Origin of the sequence: Paenibacillus naphthalenovorans, from assembly GCF_900099895.1 — a bacterium.
Lineage (GTDB): Bacteria > Bacillota > Bacilli > Paenibacillales > NBRC-103111 > Paenibacillus_G > Paenibacillus_G naphthalenovorans.
This window is the reverse complement of sequence record NZ_FNDY01000018.1, coordinates 62697-82008: the sequence shown is the minus strand read 5'-3', so window position 1 is coordinate 82008 and position 19312 is coordinate 62697. Positions and strand designations below refer to the sequence as shown.

Sequence of the window (19312 nt, the reverse complement as noted above, 5' to 3'; positions counted from 1 at the left end):
TAGCTACCGTTTCCGGTAGTTATCCCGGTCTTACAGGCAGGTTGCCTACGTGTTACTCACCCGTCCGCCGCTCCAGGAGGTCTCCCCTAAGGGAGATCCCCTAGCGCTCGACTTGCATGTATTAGGCACGCCGCCAGCGTTCGTCCTGAGCCAGGATCAAACTCTCCAATAAAGGGCGACTTTCACCAGCCGGAGCCGGTCAAAGCGCTTGTTTATCGTACAGAGCTGATTTAGCTCAAATGTGTTATTGCACTAAGCATTCGTTCTTATTTGTTCAGTTTTCAAAGAGCTTTCGTCGCTGTTGCAAATTTTGTCGGACAAGAATTAATCTTATCATTTTACGTCAGGATTTGCAACAGATTTTTATTTCCATCGCCGTTAGGACTCACCGTTGTTTCGGACAAGCTTTTCGGCGACAAGGGATAATGTATCATAAATCCAGGGGTAAATGCAATACCTTTTTTCTACAAATACATTAACTGTTCCACCGATCCATTCCAGCGCCATACCGGGCCTTTGCCATGAGCCTGATATCCTCCAAGCCACCGCTTTATCCCGTTGACATGCACATAATCCGCCCTGCCTTGAAGAAGCTCGCAACCTAAAGAAGTGGGCCGGATACGAACATAGCGTAAACTGTCGGAATCCAGATTGCCGCTATAATCGGGAAGACGCCCTCCTTCCAGCTCAATAACCGGATGCTCAGCGTGAACAAGCTCGTCAAGCTCCGCCCAAAATTGTACGTCGCCCATCCCTAAATCATTGAACTGATTGCTGATTTGGGCAAATAAAGAAACAGGCTGAACTATACCGTTGGCAACCCCCTTCAAGAATGGCCTCTTGTACGGCACTCAGTCCGTTCCTCACCGATGGGAACCTGCGCAAATGGCACAGGATAGCCCGATACAAATAAGGAAGAGCGGATATATCCCGCTTCAGCAAGAAAACCAAAGCTTCAGGGTTACTACCCGCATAAGCCTCCCACGCCTGCCGTGCAAGCCGAAATTGTTCAACCGTACCTCTTTCCAGGAACCATACAAAGAAGCCGTCTGCTTTGTGCTCAACTGACCCAAGCCTTTAAAAGGGTGCACACCCGGAAACGAATCTATGCAGACAAGATTTATGGATACCGCCCCCCGTTCTCGTGCAGCCAACCATTGGAGCAAGTAAATAAGCAGGGTCTGATCAAACAGATCGTGCTCGAACCAAAGAACAACCTCGTCATGCTCACGATACCGTTCCAGCACTGTCTCCTGCTCCTCCGTGTACCTTCTAAATAATCCCTCCGGAACCCCTTTTTCAGTAAAATAGCGCTGGCCGCGCTTCACGTGTCGCGGGATCCGTAAAAGCAGCGGAAATGGGCCCCTTATACAGCGCCTCCCGCCAAACGAGAACATCCTCTCCCGGCACAACCTCTCTCAACCGGTCGGCAAAGCAATCCCCATTCACAAGATGCAGCATAACCAATCTAACCTCCTCCCAAAAAATAATACCGCCGGACAAATCTCATCCCGGCGGTCGATTAGATAATAGGCGCGGGCTATGCTTCTCCCAGCAGCCGCTTCAGCTCTTCTTCATCGTCGATAATACGGATACCCAGTTCCTGCGCCTTGGTCAGCTTACTTCCCGCGCTCTCACCGGCAATGACAATATCCGTTTTCTTGGAGACGCTCCCCGTTACCTTCGCGCCCAGCTTCTCCAGCTTTTCGGCCGCCTCGTCACGGCTCATGGAAGACAGCGTTCCCGTGAGCACGACGGTTTTGCCGAAGAACGGGTTATCCTCGTCTACGACAGCGGGAGCTTCCTCACTGACCGGCTTTACGCCGGCTGCAAGCAGCCGTTCGATGCTGCGCCGCATGGCAGGATCCTGGAAAAAACCTACGATGCTATCGGCCACAATCCCTCCGATATCGGGCAAGGTGACAAGCTCTTCAGGAGTAGCCTGCATGAGCTTCTCAAGACTGCGGTAATGATCCGCCAATTCCTTGGTCGTTGTTTTCCCCGTGTTTGGAATGCCAAGGCCGTATAAAAAGGATGCCAGATCCGGCTGTTTGCTTTTCTCGATGGCAGCAATCAAATTCTCCGCCTTCTTCTGACCGAACCGTTCCAGCCCGATCAAATCCTCGAACGTCAAATAGTAAAGATCGGAAGGGTCCCGAACCCCTAATGTGTCATAGAGCTGCTCCGCCGTTTTCTCGCTGAAGGTTTCAATATCCATCGCGTCGCGGGACGCAAAATGGGTAATGCGGCCCACGAGCTGCGGGCGGCAGTCCAGACGATTCGTACAGAACAAATGCGGCCCCTTCTTCTCAAGCGCATGTCCGCAGGAAGGACAGGTATCGGGAGCAACAATCTCCTCCCCATCGGCCTCATCCGTTACTTTGCCGAGTATTTCGGGAATCACGTCATTGGAACGCCTAATATAAACGAGGCTTCCCAGCCCATATTTTAAATTTTTGCGTTCGATATCCTCTATATTATTGAGCGTACAGTTCTGGACCGTCACGCCTCCGATATCCACCGGCTCGACACGGGCCAGAGGGGTCACTTTGCCGGTTCGGCCTACGTTCCATGTAACGCCAAGCAGGGTGGTAACCGCTTCTTCCGCCTCGAATTTATAGGCAACCGCCCACCGGGGGAATTTATCCGTATAGCCCAGCACATCGCGAGTACGCATATCGTTAATTTTGACCACAAGCCCGTCAATCAGAAAATCGAACGTATCGCGCATCTCTGCAAGCTTCTCGAGCTCGTCTGCCACCGCATCGATGCTGTCCAGGAATTTCACCATCGGACTGACCTTAAATCGATTATCGCGCAAAAAGGCAACCATCTCTTGATGATCCCGGAACTTCAACGCATCGGAATAGCCTACATTGTAAAAATAAGCATTCAGCTTGCGCTCAGCCGTCACCTTCGGATTCAGGTTGCGAAGCGCTCCAGCCGCGGCATTGCGTGCGTTCTTGAGCGGCTCTGCAGCCGTCCGGTTATAGGCGTCAAGTACGGACAGGTTCATGATCCCCTCCCCCTGTACCTCTATCACGCCCTCTTTATACGGAATTTGCAGCGGAATGGACTTGATCGTCTTTACCTGAGGCAAAATGCCTTCACCCACCACTCCGTTGCCGCGGGTAGCCGCTTGAACAAGCTCGCCGCGGTCATATGTCAGGTTCAGGGTCAGGCCGTCAAATTTCAGCTCCACGACGAAAGATAAAGGCGGAAGCAGGTTCTCCGGATTCTGTGCATTGTATTGATCCACCAGTTTTTGAGCCCGTTGGTACCATGCCATCAAATCGTCGCGATTCTGTGCTTTGTCGAGGCTCCAAAGTCTGGAGAGGTGGCGGTGAGGCTCAAAGCCTTTGAGCAGCTCTCCCCCCACCCGCTGTGTCGGCGAATGCGGCAGTACCGTCCCGGTTTCCGCCTCCAGCTCGACCAGCTTCGCATAAAGCGCATCATACTCGGCATCGCTGATGGAAGGCTGGTCCAATGTATAGTACAGATAGTTATGCTTATTGATTTCTTCTATGAGGGTTTGCATGGTTTCCATAGCATCCGGCATGGTCAGTTCGTCCTCTCCTGGCTCTATTCATTTGCTTTGGTAATCGGGGCGAATTTGGCCAGCAGCCGCTTGACCCCGATGGGAGCCGGGAAAGCGATCTGCAGCTCGGTGTCTTCGCCCGAGCCTTTGATCGCAACGACAACGCCCGTGCCCCATTTGCCATGCGAAACTTTGTCGCCCATGGCAAAGTCCACCGCCTTCGGCGTGGCTCCCCCCGGGGCAGGCGCACCGGCGCCGCGGAAGCTCACGGGCGCCCGGCCCGCAGCCGGCGAGCCGCCGAAGGCTCCGGTGCTGCCGAAGCGGCGTTCGCCGCCGCCCCACGCCGTTCCGGTGCCGCCGCGGCTGAACCCGCCTCCGGCGCGTACAGCCTCCACGAGCTCCTGCGGGATCTCGTTTATGAAACGCGACGGAGCGTTCGCCGACGTCCGTCCGAACAGCGTGCGCATCCGTGCACACGTCAGGTACAGCTCCTCTTCGGCACGCGTGATGCCGACATAAGCAAGCCGCCGCTCCTCCTCAAGCTCCTCATTATCCATCAGCGCACGGCTGTGCGGGAATACACCCTCCTCCAGGCCGATAATGAACACGACCGGAAACTCCAATCCCTTAGCGCTGTGCATCGTCATCAGCACGACGCCCTGCTTGCCCGCTTCGGGGTCGTTATTCATCGAATCGATATCGGCGATCAGCGCGAGGTCCGTGAGAAACGAAACGAGCGATTTATCTTCGTTGCGTTTCTCAAATTCCATCGTGACCGACAGAAACTCGTCGATGTTCTCCAACCGGGCTTGCGATTCAAGCGTGTTTTCCCGCTTCAGCTCGTCACGGTAATGCGTCATCTCAAGCATCTTCTCGGTCAGCTCCGTCACGGACAAATAATCGACCATCCGATACAGGTTTTCGATCATTTCGCGAAAATCCGAGAGCGCATGGCGCGCTTTGGCGCCAATTTCCATACTGTCAACGTTTTCCAGCATGGCAAACATCGATACGCCGAATTGACCGGCCGCCGCAGCCAGCTTGTCTACCGTCGCATCTCCGATCCCCCGCTTAGGCACGTTAACCACGCGGGCAAAGCTGATATCGTCATCCGGATTGGAAATCAGCCGCAAATAGGCCAAAATATCTTTAATCTCTTTGCGGTCATAGAACTTGATTCCGCCTACAATCTGATAAGGAATATCCGACTTGATCAAAATTTCTTCGATGACCCGGGACTGCGCGTTGGTACGGTACAGAATGGCATGATCGCTGTACTTACGGCCCTGCTCAACCTGTTTGCGAATTTCGCTTGTAATATAGTAGCCTTCCTCATGCTCGGAATCGGCCTGGTACAGCCGGATTTTATTTCCTCCGCTTTTGTCGGTCCACAGATTCTTCGGCTTCCGTCCGAGGTTATTGGCAATGACTTTATTCGCCGCATTCAGAATCGTAGAGGTCGAACGGTAATTTTGCTCAAGCAGAATGGTCGTCGCATTCGGATAATCCTTCTCGAAATCGAGAATATTGCTGATGTCCGCTCCGCGCCAGCGATAAATCGATTGGTCGCTGTCGCCCACGACGCAGATGCGTTGATGCTTGCTCGCGAGCAAACGGCACAGCATATACTGCGCACGGTTCGTATCCTGGTATTCGTCGACGTGAATATACTGGAACTTGTTCTGATAAAAATCAAGCACCTCCGGCATTTGCTGGAACAGCTCGATCGTCTTTATGATCAAGTCGTCGAAATCAAGCGAATTGTTGCTTTTGAGCTTTTTCTGGTAGAGCGTATAGACCTTGGCAACGATTCCGTCAAAATAATCGCCGATCCTCTGCTCGAATTTCTCCGGCGTAATCAGCTCGTTCTTGGCGTTGCCGATAACCGCTTGCACGGCCTTCGGCTCGAATTTTTTGGAATCGATGTTCAGCTCCTTCATGCAGTTCTTGATCACGGAAAGCTGATCTCCCGAGTCGAGAATGGTGAAATTCGAAGTGAACCCGATTCTTGAAATATCCTTGCGCAAAATACGGACGCACATCGAGTGGAAGGTCGATACCCAAATATCCTGCCCCTGCGGCCCGACCAGCGCGCTGACGCGTTCCTGCATTTCCCTTGCGGCCTTATTCGTAAACGTGATGGCCAGGATGCTCCAAGGCGCCGCCTTGCGGGTTGCGATCAAATAAGCGATCCGGTGCGTCAACACGCGCGTTTTGCCGCTTCCCGCACCGGCCATGATCAGCAGAGGCCCGTCTACCGTCTCGACGGCTTGGCGCTGCTGCGGATTCAGTTTTTCAATCGCTTTAAAAATATCTGTCGTTTCATTTATCATTTGTTTTTATTCCCTTTCTGCAGCTTTTCCATAACGCACGGCGTCGACCGTGGCCAAAGCAAGCTCCAAATTCTCATACACGGCATTGCCAACGACAATCGTGTGTGCCGCTTCAGCCGCTTGCCGCGCTTTCTCGGGCCCATCAATGCCGCCGCCGTAAAACAGCCGTGCCTGGCTCAGCAGACTGCGTACTCTTCTGACCAGCGCCATGTCGCCGAACGTGCCGCTGTACTCCAAATATACGATCGGACAGCGGAACAGCCGATCAGCCATACGCCCGTACGCTTCAACGTCTTTGACGCTTAGACGGGTGTCGGCTTCCGTCAGTTTGGCCGCGGTGGCGTCTCCGTTCAATATGATATAGCCTTCGGTCACGATCTGATCCCAATCGATAATAGCACCGTATTCCTTCAGCGCCTGATGGTGCCGGCCGACGATCCACTGGGTATCACCCGCGTTGAGCACAACAGGAATCATAAACAGGTCAAATCCGGGGACAATCGCCTCCTGATCGGATATCTCCAGCACGCAGGGCACCTCGTAGCGCCGGATACGCGCCAGCAGATCGACCGTGTTGTCGAACGTAACGCCCGTCGAACCGCCAACCATCACGGCGTCCGTTCCGGACAGGCATACGCGCTCCAGGGCATCGTCCGATATGTCCCGGTCCGGGTCCAGTTTAAAAATATGCTTCCATTGTTCCATTCGCAAATGCAAGGGGATGCCTCCTGTTCGTGTGAAAAGGGCCGAAACGCACCCCGGTCAAAGGGGTACGATATCCACTATCAGCTTGTCTAGAATAAAGTCTATGCTACCCCGGAGGAAGTGTCAAATGCCGGACTTATAAAGGAAATATCCTCTATTATATCATATTCGCCGAACGAAAAGAGAATGTATGTTCTCATAAAAACAAAAAAAACAGAGCACCTCCAAGGATGCTCTGTGTCTCAGTGTATGAAGCGTTACGGGTCTATGAGCGCGTCTGAAAATCTGTCACGATCAAACGGTCGCCCTGCACGCGGTAAGCCGACTCATGCTGCATAACCGACTCGCCGTAATCAAATCTCGTTCTTCCCGTCAAGGAAATCTTATACTGGCCCGGGGCCGGCTGCGATTTGTTCAGTTCATACTTGCTCCATTCGCTTCGCAAGCCCAGCATCGCTTTAGTGCTGTTCGCCTGATAGGTGCCTATCGTGTAGTCATGCCGGTAAAAATAATCGATCATCCGCTGCGCCATCTCGGGAGTATACACCTGCTCCAAATGCGTCCGCATCTCCTGCATCGCATACCTATCCATTTCACCCGTCAGCGGGGAAGAAAGTACTTTATGCGTCCAATCGTCCACCTGACGGATCCACGCGATGACCTGTTCGTCGGATTGGTTCATGATTTCCTTGTTCATCGGCGGCGGCGTGATCCGGCTGAATGTCTGGAGCAGCTGTTCCCGGCCTACGGTTTTTTGCAGCGTCTTTATATTGGTAGAGTTGCGATCCCCTTGTGTCTGGCATCCGGCAAGCAGCCCGGTAATCAGAACCAATGTCAACCATAGTCTCATCGGACGAAGCCCCTCCTGCTGTGGCGTTTTTCTCGTATTATGGTTCAAAAACGAAAAAATATACCGCATTGGACGCCCAAGGAACTTCTTGAGACGTCGGACTAAGTCCATTGCGACAAACCATACCGGACTTCTTTAAATAAAAAAACTCTGCTCCCCTTCATTTATAAATAAAGGTTTGCAGAGTCTTGTTCGGGTTACATCATACTTGTTGTTAAGAGAACTGTCGCCCCGATGGAGACGATGGCGTCTTGGTATGGTTTGTGGTCAATACCGACGTCTGAATGCCTGTGGAGGCATCCGAAGCGGAAGAGTGAACCCCAAAACTGTAACCTCCGCCGGAACGCGCCGCCGGAGAAGTTATTCCGGATACAGAATGGCTTTGATCCTGCCGTTCTCTGGAGTCGTTTGCTTCCTGTAATCCGCTGCTGAATTTATTGCTCGTATAGTCCTGTACCGATTTGGCTGTAAAATTATCCTGGCTGTCCGTACCGGACACCGAGGACTTTGAGCCATAATGACTTTCCTGCGACTCGGCGGCAGAGGAGCTGAAGCTGTGGCCCGGGTGAACGCCTTGGCCGAAACCGGACGCTGGCGTCGAACCGAAACTTTGGTGCGGATAGGCTCCAAAGCTGCCGCCCGTGGTATAAGAGGAAGCTCCCGAAGAAGCGACGCCTTGGTTCCTGTAACCTGCCGCACCTGCTGTATGCCCTGATTGGAACGGCTGCTGGATTGCGGCCTGCTGGATCGGCTGCTGATAGGCGCTTCCGCTTTGAATCGCCTGCTGGACAACCGAATGCAGCTGCTCCGCTTTGCGGATGTGCTGCTGCAGCTCCTGCTGCACTTCCTGCTGGGTAGCCATGGAAATTGAGCCGTAGCCGTTGATTTGACTCAGGACATCAAACAATTCCGCTTGGTCCTGCAGCGTTTTTTGCGTTAGGCCCGCGAATGTTTGACGGATCACTGGATGCGTCGCTTCAAGCGCAGCTGTGGTGTATTCACGAGCGGCGCGCTTCAGCTCCGATAGTACGAGATTGGCCGTATCCTGCTCATTCAAATGAAAATGATGGGCTTGTGCTTCGGCTTGCCGGGGGTTAATCGGGTTTTGTTGGTACATTATTGTACGCGCCTCCTATGTAGTTTTTAGTGGCTCATCTGCGTATGCTGCTGCAGCGTCCGGAGCAAATGATCCGTATTTTGAAGACGATCCTGAGCAATTTGCGCCAGCTTTTGTTTGAGCTGGGGGGTTTGGCTTTCCGCCACCCCCTGCGCGGCAATTTTGGCAAGCAGTTCTTCATTTTTCAAACAATCCGAAATGTAAGCCAGCTCTTTGGAACTGACCGTATTCATGTTCTGCTGCTGTTGCTGTTGCTGTCCTGTATACATGGCAGAATCCTCCTTTCATTATCGACAAAAGGTAGGTTGTCCGCACCGGTGGGAAAATATGTATGGCCATATCTCAAGTTTGATTTGCGTTTCAACGCAGAAAGACGAGCGGCTCATTTGCCGCTCGGTTCTGCTATCAGCGGATCATCCGCATTGGCCTACCGAATTATTTCTTTTCCATACGGAAAAACTATTGAAAATTGCCTAATGTTAATGTATATTAATCCAATGGTATAACTAGGTTATTATAGTAGCTTTTTGGAAAGGAGGGATTGACGCTGATCGAGCTGCACCAAGTGAGCAAGACATACCGGACTCACGGGGCTGTGACCGAGGCGCTGTTTAATGTCGGACTGAAGGTAGACAAAGGCGATATTTTCGGCGTAATCGGCCACTCCGGCGCCGGGAAGAGCACGCTGCTGCGCTGCGTCAATCTGCTCGAACGTCCGACGTCGGGTCGAGTCATTGTGAATGGAAAAGAACTGACAGCGCTGCGGGAGAAAGAGCTGCAGCAGGAGCGGCGGCGGATCGGCATGATTTTCCAACATTTTAATTTGTTGACGACTGCTACGGTCACGGAGAACATCGCATTCCCGCTGAAGCTAGCCAAGTGGTCTTCCTCCCGTATACGGGCGCGGGTAGACGAACTGCTGGAGCTGGTAGGACTAAGAGACCATGCGGGCAAATATCCGGCCCAACTGTCGGGTGGGCAGAAGCAGCGGATCGGCATCGCCCGGGCGCTCGCGACGAACCCCGACGTGCTGCTGTGCGACGAGGCGACGTCCGCGCTCGATCCGCAGACGACCCAATCGATTCTGCAGTTGCTGCTGGATATTAACGCCAAGCTGGGCATCACGATACTACTCATTACACACGAGATGCACGTCATTCGTTCGATCTGCAACCGCGTAGCGGTGATGGACGGCGGCCGCATTGTCGAGGAGGGCGACGTGCTTGACGTATTTCTCAAGCCGAAGCATGCCATTACCCGCGAATTCGTCGGGCAGGTGTCGGAGTGGCCGGACGATCAATTCGCTTACGCGCATCGGGGAGGACGGCTCTTGCGCATTCATTTTGTCGGTGAATCGACCTACGAACCGGTGCTGTATGAGGTGGTCCGCGAAACGGCCGCAACATTCGCCATTTTGCAGGGAACGGTGTCGCGGATGAAAAACACTCCCTACGGGCAGCTGCTCATCGAGCTTCGCGGAGAAACGGCCGATATGGACCGTATCGTTGATCGGCTGCGGGATCGCGGCGTCGATGTGGAGGTGGTGTCGTAATGTTCAGCAATATTCGTTGGAACGAAGTATGGAAAGCGTCCCAAGATACGCTGATCATGCTCGGCTTTTCGCTAGTATTCACCGTGCTGCTCGGGCTGGTTCTGGGCGTACTGCTGTTCGTGACGGGACGGGGCCAGATCCTGGAGAACGGCGTCGTTCACCGGACGCTGTCTGTCATCGTCAACATTACCCGTTCGGTGCCGTTCGTTATTTTGATGATATCCATTTTTCCGTTGACCAAATGGATTGTCGGCACTTCCATCGGCGTCAAAGGGTCGATACCGCCGCTAGTCATCGCCGCTGCGCCGTTCTTCGCTCGGCTTGTGGAGGCCGCGCTGCGCGAGGTGGATCGCGGCGTCATTGAAGCGGCGCAGGCAATGGGTGCTTCGAAGTGGACGATCGTATGGCGGGTGCTGCTTCGGGAAGCACGTACAGGCATTATCGCGGCGGTTACGGTGACGGCCGTCACGCTCGTCTCCTATACGGCGATGTCCGGCGTCGTAGGCGGAGGCGGGCTGGGCGATCTGGCGATCCGCTACGGGTACCAGCGTTTTCAGCCCGATGTCATGATTGTGACCGTTGTGCTGCTTGTTGTGCTCGTCCAACTGCTGCAATCGGTCGGCGACCTGCTCGTACGGAAGTATATCCGCCGTTAAGAGGATGTTGTACCCGCACGAGTCTCGCATAAAAACTGGTTTAGGAAGGAAAGGGGAGTTATCGAAAATGAAAAAAGTTTGGTTATCGTTGGTCGCGCTTGTGCTGATGGCGGCATTGGTCGCTTGCGGCACTAAGCAGAACACGCCTGGTCAGGCAAGCGGCGGAGAGAGCAGCCCTCCCTCCGAAACGCAGCAGGAAGTAACGCTGAAGGTCGGAGCTACGCCCGTGCCGCACGCGGAAATATTGAATGCGGTAAAGGACGCGCTGGCCAAAGAGGGCGTCAAGCTGGAAATCCTCGAGTTTAACGACTATGTTCAGCCGAACGTCCAGGTATACGAGAAGCAGCTGGATGCGAACTTTTTCCAGCACACGGCCTATCTTGAGCAGTTCAACAAGGAACGTTCCTATGATCTGGTGAAAGTGACGGGGGTTCACATCGAACCGATCGGCGTCTACTCCAAGAAGGTGAAAAGCTTGGATGAGCTGAAGGAAGGGGCCAAGATCGCAATTCCGAACGACCCGACCAATGGAGGCCGCACGCTCAGCCTGCTTGCCAAACACGGGTTGATCAAGCTGAAGGAAGGCGTGGACGTCGACGCGACAGTCGGAGATATCGAGCAGAACAACAAAAAGCTGGAGTTCGTCGAGCTGGAGGCGGCCACGCTGCCGCGCGCGCTTGACGAGGTTGATGCCGCGGCCATTAATACGAACTATGCACTGACGGTCGGACTGGTACCGAACGAAGATGCGCTGATCATTGAAGATAAAGATTCGCCTTATGCGGATAGGCTGGTCAACATTCTGGCCGCACGTCCGGACAACAAGGACAGCGATGCGATCCAGAAGCTGGCCAAAGCGCTCAATTCGCCGGAAGTCAAGAAGTTTGTGGAAGAGAAGTACAAAGGCGCAGTCGTACCTACGTTCTAATTAAAACGAAGCAAAAAGGCCGTTTCGGCGTCGCGATGACACCAAAGCGGCCTTCTTGCATATCTTTAACCCCGAAAGCTTAAAAAAGATTTCATCCATTCCTGATATAATGCGAACACCATTCCTGAAATACCAAACATTACAAGTAATTTGACGGTACAGGAACGGCTCCTTTCTCACCTTTCAAAAGCCGGTATTCTCGGGGAGAAATGCCCTCGGTTTTCTTGAACATTTTCGAAAAAGTGAACACATCCGGACACCCGATCGTTTGCGCGATAATAGATAAATTATGATCGGTCTGCTCCAACAGCCGCTTGGCTTCTTTAATCTTCAACAGCTGCAAGTATTTTGCCGGGGGAACACCGAATTCCTGATGAAACCTCCGGGAGAAGTGAGCCCGGGTGACGTGAACATAATCGGCAACCTGCTCCACGCTCAAGTGGTCCGAATAATGCCTTTCCATGTATTCCTTGCCCTGCTGCAGCCAATAATCCGGACAGACAAGTTGACGAGAAGTATCCGACGTACGGCGGGAGATCACTTCGAAAATTCGGTAACATGTGATCAACCGGGATAAGTCACTATCGCTCTGGTCTGCATCATTGGCAAGTTCAAACAAGCTTCGGATGTGATTCAGCACACCGTCATGCAAGACATTCGCCGCATAGGGCGAGCAGGACTTAATTCCTATTCGTTCCAGCAGCCGCAGCGACTCGAAGGTCTTCTTTTTTAAAAGCAAGAGCGTTGGCCTACGGCTATACGACAATTCTGAGGTGTACACCTTCTGTTGTATTGTTATTTGTTGTCTACTATGGGTTACCTGAACTGCTGATGGAATGGTTTGGTGTCGATATCAACGATATTCATAAAGGCATCTTTGTCATTGTAACTCTTTCTCTCCTGTTTGCGGCAACCATGTCGGAGGTCATGCGATCGGCCTACGAGTCGATTGATAAAGGCCAATACGAGGCGGCGGTTTGTGTAGGATTGACGCCTGTGCAAGCCTTCAGAAGGATTGTTCTTCCCCAATGTTTCTATGTGGCGCTTCCCAATTTCGGCAACTCAGTCATTGCCCTCACCAAAGAAGGAGCGCTGGCTTTTACCATCGGCTTCATCGATATTACCGGGAAAGCGAATCTGATCGTATCGTTGAATATGGGTGCGCATTCACGTGAAATTTATCTTGGCCTTGCCATTATGTATTGGTTGATTTCATTTACTCTGGAAAGTATTCTCAAAAAAATGGAAAAATGGGTTGGAAAAGGCCGGAGAGCGGTCAATTCTTACTAATCTCCGGGTGGAGGAAATGTCATCATGACATTCGATGTGGATTTTTTTATCAAAACCTTCTTTGTCTGCCTGAAAGCCGTTCCAGTCGCTTTGGAAATAACAGCCGTTACCCTGATGATCTCTTTGCCTGTTGGCTTCTGCTTTGCCTTCTTACGAATAAAAAGCGGCTTCGCCATTAACGGACTCATTACAGCCTACATCTCGCTTGTTCGCGGAACGCCGATCGTTGTCCAAATATTGGTGCTTTACAGCATGCTGCCCAGCATTTTGGCTTCATTGTTAAAAGGCATCAACAGCCCGATCAATGTGTATGATGTGGATCCAATTTATTATGCGTACGTGATATTTTCATTGAACACTACCGCCATTTTGTCGGAGGTCTTCCGATCGGCGCTGTCAACCGTCCAAAGGACAGTTGGAAGCGGCCGAATCCGCCGGGCTTACGACCTTTCAGGCGTACCGGAGAATTATTATCCCGCAGGCGATGGTTACGGCAGTCCCCAATATATGTACGGCAACCATTAATCTGATCAAAGCCACTTCCCTGGCATTTCTGATGACGGTAAAGGAAATTACCGCAGTAGCCAAGATCGAGGCGGCCTACGGCTACAACTATATTGAAGCTTATCTGGATATATGGATTATTTATTTTTTGGTTTGCATTATCGTGGAACGGATGTTCAAAATGCTGGAAACGCGCCTCAAAATATATAAATCCGCAGCATAAGGAGACTCACCATGATCGAAATAAAGGATGTATATAAATCTTTTGGATCAAATGAAATATTAAAAGGAGTCAGCTTGAGTGTGGCAAAGGGGGATGTCGTCGTCATTGTGGGACCGAGCGGTTCGGGCAAAACCACCCTGCTGAGATGCATCAATTTCTTGGAACGGGCGGACAAGGGACAGCTGATATTCGATGGCATAACCTATCCGCTGAATAAAGCGACAAAGAAAGAAGTGCTGGGGATTCGCAGAAAAATTCCGAAACAAGAGGCGTTGGAAATAGGCAAAAAAGCGCTGGATAAGGTCGGCCTGTCAGAGAAATATAACGCTTATCCAGCACAATTGTCGGGCGGACAACAGCAGCGTGTCGGCATAGCACGGGCCATTGCCGTTAATCCCGAGGTCATTTTATTTGATGAGCCCACCTCTGCGCTGGACCCGGAATTGGTCGGTGAAGTATTGCAGGTCATGAAAAAGCTGGCCCAGGAAGGAACCACTATGGTGGTTGTCACACATGAAATGGCTTTTGCGGAAGACGTGGCGACCAAGGTCATCTTTATGGACAGCGGCGTTGTGGTTGAAGAAGGAACCGCCAAGGATATTTTCGGCAACCCGAAAGAACAAAGAACGAAACAGTTTTTAAACAGAGTTTTAAAAAATATGGATTATTCGATCTGATTCGACTTTAGTTCGTTCACCAATCCCGAAGGGAACGGATGTTCAAGGAAATGCAGCGGGTTAAGCCGTCGCCTTGCACCCGGGTGACTGTGGGGGGTAAGGCGATAAAACGGCCTTAACGGATTTGTTCAATTCCGATAATGAATCTGCTGGCCCTAAAAATCTTCACTTTATAGCGGCGTCCTTCTTGCAGATCGACATACCCTTCCGCCATCTCATAAGTGTGTCCGTCGCTGGTTCGCACTTGATCGCCGCCCCTCCTGGGATCCCATCTTTCCGTGATGACGACCTCCTTTGTTACGGGGCCCTTCACAATATCCGTTACGAAGCACCCGAACATGAAGATCAAGTACAACAATCCCAAATATAAAATAGCAACAAACAGGTAGCCAAACTTATATCTCACACGATTTTTCAGCCGGGTTCTGAAAAAATAGGACAGGAAATACGTGTAAAAGATCACGCCCGCAGTGCTGCTGAAAATACCGATTAACAAAATCCGTCGTTCCAACGACGTGTAGTTCATGAAGACGAACAAGACGCAAACGAGACATAACAGCACTACACCGACACGGAAGACGTTTCTCTTTTTTCTATGCCACTTTCGTGTGTCTACGGCAGGAGTCAACAAGGGATGCTTTCACTCGCTTTCCTCTCAGCTTACTTTGTCTCAATCAGCACGGTTTGGGTCAGTTGATCCCACTCCACCTTCGCCCCGAGCGCTTCGCTGATAAACCGGATCGGTACCATCGTTGAAGAACCGACAAGCTTGGCCGGCGCGTCCAACGTTTTCGGGCTTCCGTTGATCAAGGCATCTTTACTGCCGAGCTTAAGGTCGATCGTTGTACCGCCCTTCTTGGCCTGAACCGCCCTCTGTTCCTGGTTCCACAATACCGTGGCGCCCAGCGCCTCGAATATCGCTCTCATGGGGACAAGTACATTCCCGGAATCATTCACCGGCGGCTGTTCAAAGGTTTGCAGTTCGCCGTCAATCATCACCTTGATTTCTGCGAAACTTACCGTTAGCGGCTTAACGGCGATTGGCGCTTCATCGAATATCCGCTGCCGGTAATTCATAACGTCGGTAATCAGCTTTTGCCGGTCTTCCAATATTTCCTGTACGGCTCTGTTTCTTTCCTCCAAAATTTGTTTGTATGTGTTCTCCCGTGTTTGCCGAATGCTCTCGAGCTCCTTCTCGCGCACATCGTCGTCCGCTTTGTTAGCGGCATATCGTTTCATCGCTCCGCCGGTCCGGGAGTCGGGCTTGAGCTCATCCTTGTAATCGTCTATCAAACTTTTAGGGTATGCACCGCTCTTGACGTCATTCGAGTATCGGTCGCGTATCCGTTTATAGGATTCGTAATAGCGTCCGAAGCTGCCTAAAGTGTTGCCCGGGTCAATCGAGCGTTGGTATTGGTTATGGATCAGTCCGTTTGCAGGGCCGGGAGGGTATTTCTTCTTCAATTCTTGATAGTCGTTATTCAGCAGCTCAGCCAACGATTCCATATCGGCTGTGACTTGTGCCACCAAAGCGTCCTTATCGGCATTGGCCACCTTGTAAACTACATCGTAATATTTTTCCGCTTCGGCTTTGTCGGCTTCGTAACGCTGCTCATAGTCCGACGCTTGCGCCGCGGCTCCGCTAGTACCGAGGCTCCCCGCAACCAGCGCCGCAGTTAAACCCAAAATAGCTAATAAACGTTGTCGTTTCATTGATATCCCTTCCTTCTCCATATATTTTAGGCAAACATTTCCACATTCACGTTGAGATTATACGTCTTTTTTTCCAATTTGTTTCATGACAAGGCTTCTTTAAGGAAAAATAAGAGGTTGGAATCACCGGCTTGGTTCTATCCGCTTCTTAAGACTCGGTACATAAGGCCTATACGCAAAAAAGCATAATTGTTAACACTGTTCAGTCGTGGATCTCAAACGCTTATGCTGTATTTGGGATCGATTGAAAAGGAGTCTGGTGCTGAAAATGACACAAAGCATATGGAGTGACTTTAAGATGTAGCCGAGTTGTAAAACATTTCTTCTCCCCCCAAGCTAACAGCATAGCAATCCCTTTTCATCAAGCAGTTTCCTCAGAGCATCATTTACGATTCAAGACTTTGCACTCCGGCCACCCTTTTTACCGAGATTGTCCAATATATGATCCAAGTCAGGCTGCAGATAAATACCGGTTAAAACAAGTTCGTCGCTTTTCTTCTTTTTCCCTTCCTCCGGAAGCTTATCGAGGAAATCCTGATCACCACCGGAAGCGGAAGTCTGCTCATGCTTTATTAACATTAAAGTTATCCTTATTTGTTTGCAGGTTGATCCACAGATTCTTCCTTATTACCTGAAGCAAAAGGTTTTAGAAACTCAGATGCCGCGCTTCTATATTTAATTTTTCGGTAAGCGATAGCGTTACCCGAAAACGGTATCGACGCGACCCTCAAGCTCACCTGCAAAAACTTGAGAACTTATGGGACGAGAGTATTGTTTGTTAAACATGCCGTCGCAGAAAAAAACACCGCGCAGCCATGGCCGAATCATACGGTCCTTCTGCACGGTGTTCGGTTTATTTCTGCTCCGCCGGCGCTTCCTTATCTTTGTCCGCCAGCTCCTGAATCGCCGAGGCGGGAACGGCGAATGCCCATTCTCCGCCCTGCTTGGCGATCCACACGTTGTCGTTCTCCACTTTGCCCACATATACTGTTGAGGTTTCTTTTCCGTCCTCACCCGCCGTTTGAATCTCGATCCGCAGCTCCGGCTGGTCAAGACCCTTCACCTCGGACGCGGGCTTGGCCAGCTGCTCGGTGGAGAGGAAGGCCGTTTTATCGAGGTATCCGCTGGCATCCACGCCTTTGACTTCTTTATCTCCGAGCTTCCAGTTCGCCTCATACGACTTTTTGCCCGGCTCCGATTTGGTTAGCGTCCACTTATGGCCCTTCCAATCGACACTTAAAGCACGGACCTGCTCATAGTTCAGCTGAATCGGTCTTTTTTCCATAAAATCGATTTGCTGCTTTGCCAAAGACGTTAGGGTCGATTCGCTGATCTGGAATACTTCTGGCGAGCCCCCGAACTTGGCATAGTAATAGCCCTGCACCGCTACCGGGCTGCCGACGGACAGGGTGTGTGTCGTTCCGTTCGTCAGCTTTATGCTGAATTCCTGGGCCGGAGGATTCAGACCGAATTGGGTCAGGTCGGACGGATTCTCGTCGACGATCTTATCCTTCTTCACGGCGTTGAATGAATCGATCCATCCTGCCGGCTGAACCGCATTCAGCGGAATCGCAGAAGGGCGGATCATCGTCCACCCTCCGTCTTTTTGCTGCAGCTCAATAACCGTATCGCCTTTTTTGATCGTGTACCCTGCCACTTCTTCTTTCTTCACGTTCACCAGAGCCGGGGCTTCCGGCGGTTTTTCCTTAAAGAAGTCTTTGCTAGACGCAAACCAGAAGCCCCCGATGCACAAGATAACCAGGATCATCGTAGGGATCAGCCGCTTCATCCTTTTCTCCTCCTCCACCAGATCGTCCCGCCAAAGATCAGGAAGAGCAGCGGGAAGACCAGCACCGTTCCATAGAAAATCATGTTCGCCTGGCCAGCAGTCACCAGCGCGGTTTGAATAGCATCGCCCTGCCGCGGGCGTATCGTTACCTGATTCGTCTGCTCCTGCAGCCAAGCCACGCTGTTGAGAGCGAAGTCACGATTGCCCTGCTGCGAAATGACCCGGTCCACGAACAACGTCGAACCGCCTAGAACGACCGCTTTCGGCTTCTGGTCCTTGTTTTCCACGACGTAGCCCAAATTCAGCGGCCCCTGGATATCGGTCTGATCCTTGCTGCTTTGGCTGCTCTGCGCAAGCCGCTTCAGATCGGTTTCGCCATAGGCCGCACTGGTCGTTTTAAGGATGGGAGTCACCGTATAATTCTCATTTGGCTGATCCGCATTCAGCGATACGGCCAGCGTCATCATGGTCAGCAGGTTGTACTGCTGAAGCTTCTCGGTAATTTTATGCGGCCCGTATTCCGGAATAATCGTCAACGGATCATAGAGCACGCTTTGCTTCGGCTCGATCGCCACGGCATGCTGGTCTTTAATGCCGTAAGCCGACATAAGGCCGTCGATATTTTTCCATCCGGTTGTCATATCCTGATTAAACCCTAGCGCCAGGTACAGCTTGCCCTTACCGTCCAAATACGATTTGATCAGTTGGGCTTCCTGATCGCTGATATCTTGCTCGGGCCCGATAATGAACAGCATTTCAGCATCCTCCGGGATTTTGCCCTCGCGCAGCAGGTTCAGGTCCGCCACTTCGTAGTTCTCTCCTTCGAGTCCGCTGCGCCATGTATTCATTTGATTCAGGGGAATCTCGTTATGTCCGGAAAGAAAATACACTTTGCGTTTTTCCTTGCTGTTCAGGTTCACGAGCGCCTGGGTCAGCTTTTCCTCGCCGCTGAACTGATACTCCCCTTGCTGCTGGCCAGGAAGGAACATATCGTAGTAGTTGATCGTGTTTTTCTGCGTACCGCTCTCCACCACCAGCGTTCCTGAAGGATTTACGTCATATTGCTTGGCGATGGCCGGTTGTTTCACGATATCGTACTCGTCGAAAGTGATTTTCCCGCTGCGTTTCTTATATTCCTGCACCAGCTCGACCACCTGGCGTTTAATATACGGATCGGTCTGGTCGCTCGTCAGCGAGACGATACGCACGTCCTGTTCCAGCGCAGCGAGCGTTTGCGTCGTTTGTTCCGACAGCGAAAATTTCTTATTTAATGTAAGATCAAGCTGCAGCCCTTTCATCGAGTTCAAAAATATCGTCAGCACGATGAAAATGCCGATCACGGCGAGCGACAGCACGACCGCATTCGTTCCGCGTATCCACTTGTTCACTTTGGCTTTCTCCCTTCTGCTTGGCGCGTAGTCCGCGCTTCAAGCGATT

General features: G+C 51.7%; 22 protein-coding genes and 1 rRNA gene. 7 read left to right on the top strand and 16 right to left on the bottom strand.

What is annotated here, in order from left to right:
• The 10 genes from BLT35_RS16900 to BLT35_RS16865 all read right to left on the bottom strand — a co-directional run.
• A 16S ribosomal RNA gene (locus BLT35_RS16900) occupies positions 1-172 on the bottom strand; the annotation flags it as partial.
• A 292-nt stretch (positions 173-464) separates the two neighbouring features.
• On the bottom strand, positions 465-830 hold the full coding sequence (locus BLT35_RS27600; protein WP_254777592.1) for a hypothetical protein: 366 nt from the start codon (positions 828-830) through the stop codon (positions 465-467).
• A 105-nt stretch (positions 831-935) separates the two neighbouring features.
• The gene (locus BLT35_RS27595; RefSeq protein WP_254777591.1) at positions 936-1328 is read right to left on the bottom strand and encodes a hypothetical protein; all 393 of its coding nucleotides are present in this window, start codon (positions 1326-1328) and stop codon (positions 936-938) included.
• Positions 1300-1461 carry a hypothetical protein gene (locus BLT35_RS27590; protein ID WP_254777590.1) on the bottom strand — a complete coding sequence of 54 codons (162 nt, stop codon included), beginning with the start codon at positions 1459-1461 and terminating at the stop codon, positions 1300-1302. The genes BLT35_RS27595 and BLT35_RS27590 overlap by 29 nt, the downstream gene beginning before the upstream one ends.
• A 79-nt stretch (positions 1462-1540) precedes the next feature.
• Positions 1541-3559, bottom strand: a complete 2019-nt coding sequence (gene ligA / locus BLT35_RS16890) for an NAD-dependent DNA ligase LigA (RefSeq protein WP_074729062.1) — start codon at positions 3557-3559, stop codon at positions 1541-1543.
• A gap of 23 nt (positions 3560-3582) precedes the next feature.
• Entirely contained in the window at positions 3583-5871 is a 2289-nt protein-coding gene (gene pcrA, locus BLT35_RS16885) for a DNA helicase PcrA (protein ID WP_074729060.1), read from the bottom strand.
• Between the two features lie 6 nt (positions 5872-5877).
• Positions 5878-6576 (bottom strand): heptaprenylglyceryl phosphate synthase, encoded by a 699-nt coding sequence (gene pcrB, locus BLT35_RS16880; protein ID WP_062411079.1) that lies wholly within the window; start codon positions 6574-6576, stop codon positions 5878-5880.
• 265 nt (positions 6577-6841) lie between these two features.
• Positions 6842-7426, bottom strand: a complete 585-nt coding sequence (locus BLT35_RS16875; RefSeq protein WP_074729058.1) for a hypothetical protein — start codon at positions 7424-7426, stop codon at positions 6842-6844.
• Between the two features lie 214 nt (positions 7427-7640).
• The gene (locus BLT35_RS16870; RefSeq protein ID WP_074729056.1) at positions 7641-8543 is read right to left on the bottom strand and encodes a spore coat protein; all 903 of its coding nucleotides are present in this window, start codon (positions 8541-8543) and stop codon (positions 7641-7643) included.
• A gap of 26 nt (positions 8544-8569) precedes the next feature.
• Complete coding sequence (locus BLT35_RS16865; protein WP_054819894.1) at positions 8570-8812, bottom strand: hypothetical protein; 243 nt, start codon at positions 8810-8812, stop codon at positions 8570-8572.
• A 278-nt stretch (positions 8813-9090) separates the two neighbouring features.
• Between BLT35_RS16865 and BLT35_RS16860 the strand changes: the two genes are divergently transcribed.
• The 3 genes from BLT35_RS16860 (at position 9091) to BLT35_RS16850 (ending at position 11679) form a co-directional block, all read left to right on the top strand.
• The gene (locus BLT35_RS16860; protein ID WP_062411080.1) at positions 9091-10095 is read left to right on the top strand and encodes a methionine ABC transporter ATP-binding protein; all 1005 of its coding nucleotides are present in this window, start codon (positions 9091-9093) and stop codon (positions 10093-10095) included.
• Positions 10095-10751: a methionine ABC transporter permease gene (locus BLT35_RS16855; RefSeq protein ID WP_054819893.1), complete on the top strand. Its 657-nt coding sequence runs from the start codon at positions 10095-10097 to the stop codon at positions 10749-10751. Before BLT35_RS16860 ends, BLT35_RS16855 begins: the two co-directional genes overlap by 1 nt.
• A gap of 67 nt (positions 10752-10818) precedes the next feature.
• Positions 10819-11679: a MetQ/NlpA family ABC transporter substrate-binding protein gene (locus tag BLT35_RS16850; protein WP_074729054.1), complete on the top strand. Its 861-nt coding sequence runs from the start codon at positions 10819-10821 to the stop codon at positions 11677-11679.
• 139 nt (positions 11680-11818) lie between these two features.
• Here the strand turns inward: BLT35_RS16850 and BLT35_RS16845 are convergent, their stop codons facing one another.
• A complete protein-coding gene (locus BLT35_RS16845) occupies positions 11819-12418 on the bottom strand; it encodes a helix-turn-helix domain-containing protein (RefSeq protein WP_074729052.1) in 600 nt (199 codons plus the stop codon).
• 5 nt (positions 12419-12423) lie between these two features.
• Here BLT35_RS16845 and BLT35_RS16840 point away from each other — a divergent pair, with 5 nt between their 5' ends.
• Genes BLT35_RS16840 through BLT35_RS16830 form a run of 4 tightly spaced genes read left to right on the top strand, consistent with a single transcriptional unit; the run spans position 12424 to position 14373 of the window.
• Positions 12424-12969 carry an amino acid ABC transporter permease gene (locus BLT35_RS16840; protein ID WP_074729050.1) on the top strand — a complete coding sequence of 182 codons (546 nt, stop codon included), beginning with the start codon at positions 12424-12426 and terminating at the stop codon, positions 12967-12969.
• Positions 12970-12993: 24 nt separating this feature from the next.
• Positions 12994-13494 (top strand): ABC transporter permease subunit, encoded by a 501-nt coding sequence (locus BLT35_RS16835; protein WP_254777589.1) that lies wholly within the window; start codon positions 12994-12996, stop codon positions 13492-13494.
• Positions 13385-13696 carry an ABC transporter permease subunit gene (locus BLT35_RS27585; protein WP_254777588.1) on the top strand — a complete coding sequence of 104 codons (312 nt, stop codon included), beginning with the start codon at positions 13385-13387 and terminating at the stop codon, positions 13694-13696. The genes BLT35_RS16835 and BLT35_RS27585 overlap by 110 nt, the downstream gene beginning before the upstream one ends.
• Positions 13697-13707: 11 nt before the next feature.
• Positions 13708-14373, top strand: a complete 666-nt coding sequence (locus tag BLT35_RS16830) for an amino acid ABC transporter ATP-binding protein (RefSeq protein WP_074729048.1) — start codon at positions 13708-13710, stop codon at positions 14371-14373.
• A gap of 115 nt (positions 14374-14488) precedes the next feature.
• Here the strand turns inward: BLT35_RS16830 and BLT35_RS16825 are convergent, their stop codons facing one another.
• From BLT35_RS16825 to BLT35_RS16805, 5 genes are all read right to left on the bottom strand, one after another.
• Positions 14489-14899, bottom strand: coding sequence for a hypothetical protein (locus BLT35_RS16825; RefSeq protein ID WP_175472005.1), 411 nt, complete (start codon positions 14897-14899; stop codon positions 14489-14491).
• Between the two features lie 134 nt (positions 14900-15033).
• The gene (locus BLT35_RS16820) at positions 15034-16086 is read right to left on the bottom strand and encodes a copper amine oxidase N-terminal domain-containing protein (RefSeq protein WP_062410098.1); all 1053 of its coding nucleotides are present in this window, start codon (positions 16084-16086) and stop codon (positions 15034-15036) included.
• A 393-nt stretch (positions 16087-16479) separates the two neighbouring features.
• Positions 16480-16665 (bottom strand): hypothetical protein, encoded by a 186-nt coding sequence (locus tag BLT35_RS16815; RefSeq protein WP_062410099.1) that lies wholly within the window; start codon positions 16663-16665, stop codon positions 16480-16482.
• 274 nt (positions 16666-16939) lie between these two features.
• Positions 16940-17875, bottom strand: a complete 936-nt coding sequence (locus BLT35_RS16810; RefSeq protein WP_074729044.1) for a DUF4340 domain-containing protein — start codon at positions 17873-17875, stop codon at positions 16940-16942.
• Positions 17872-19263 carry a GldG family protein gene (locus BLT35_RS16805; protein WP_054819885.1) on the bottom strand — a complete coding sequence of 464 codons (1392 nt, stop codon included), beginning with the start codon at positions 19261-19263 and terminating at the stop codon, positions 17872-17874. The genes BLT35_RS16810 and BLT35_RS16805 overlap by 4 nt, the downstream gene beginning before the upstream one ends.
• Between the last annotated feature and the right edge of the window lie 49 nt (positions 19264-19312).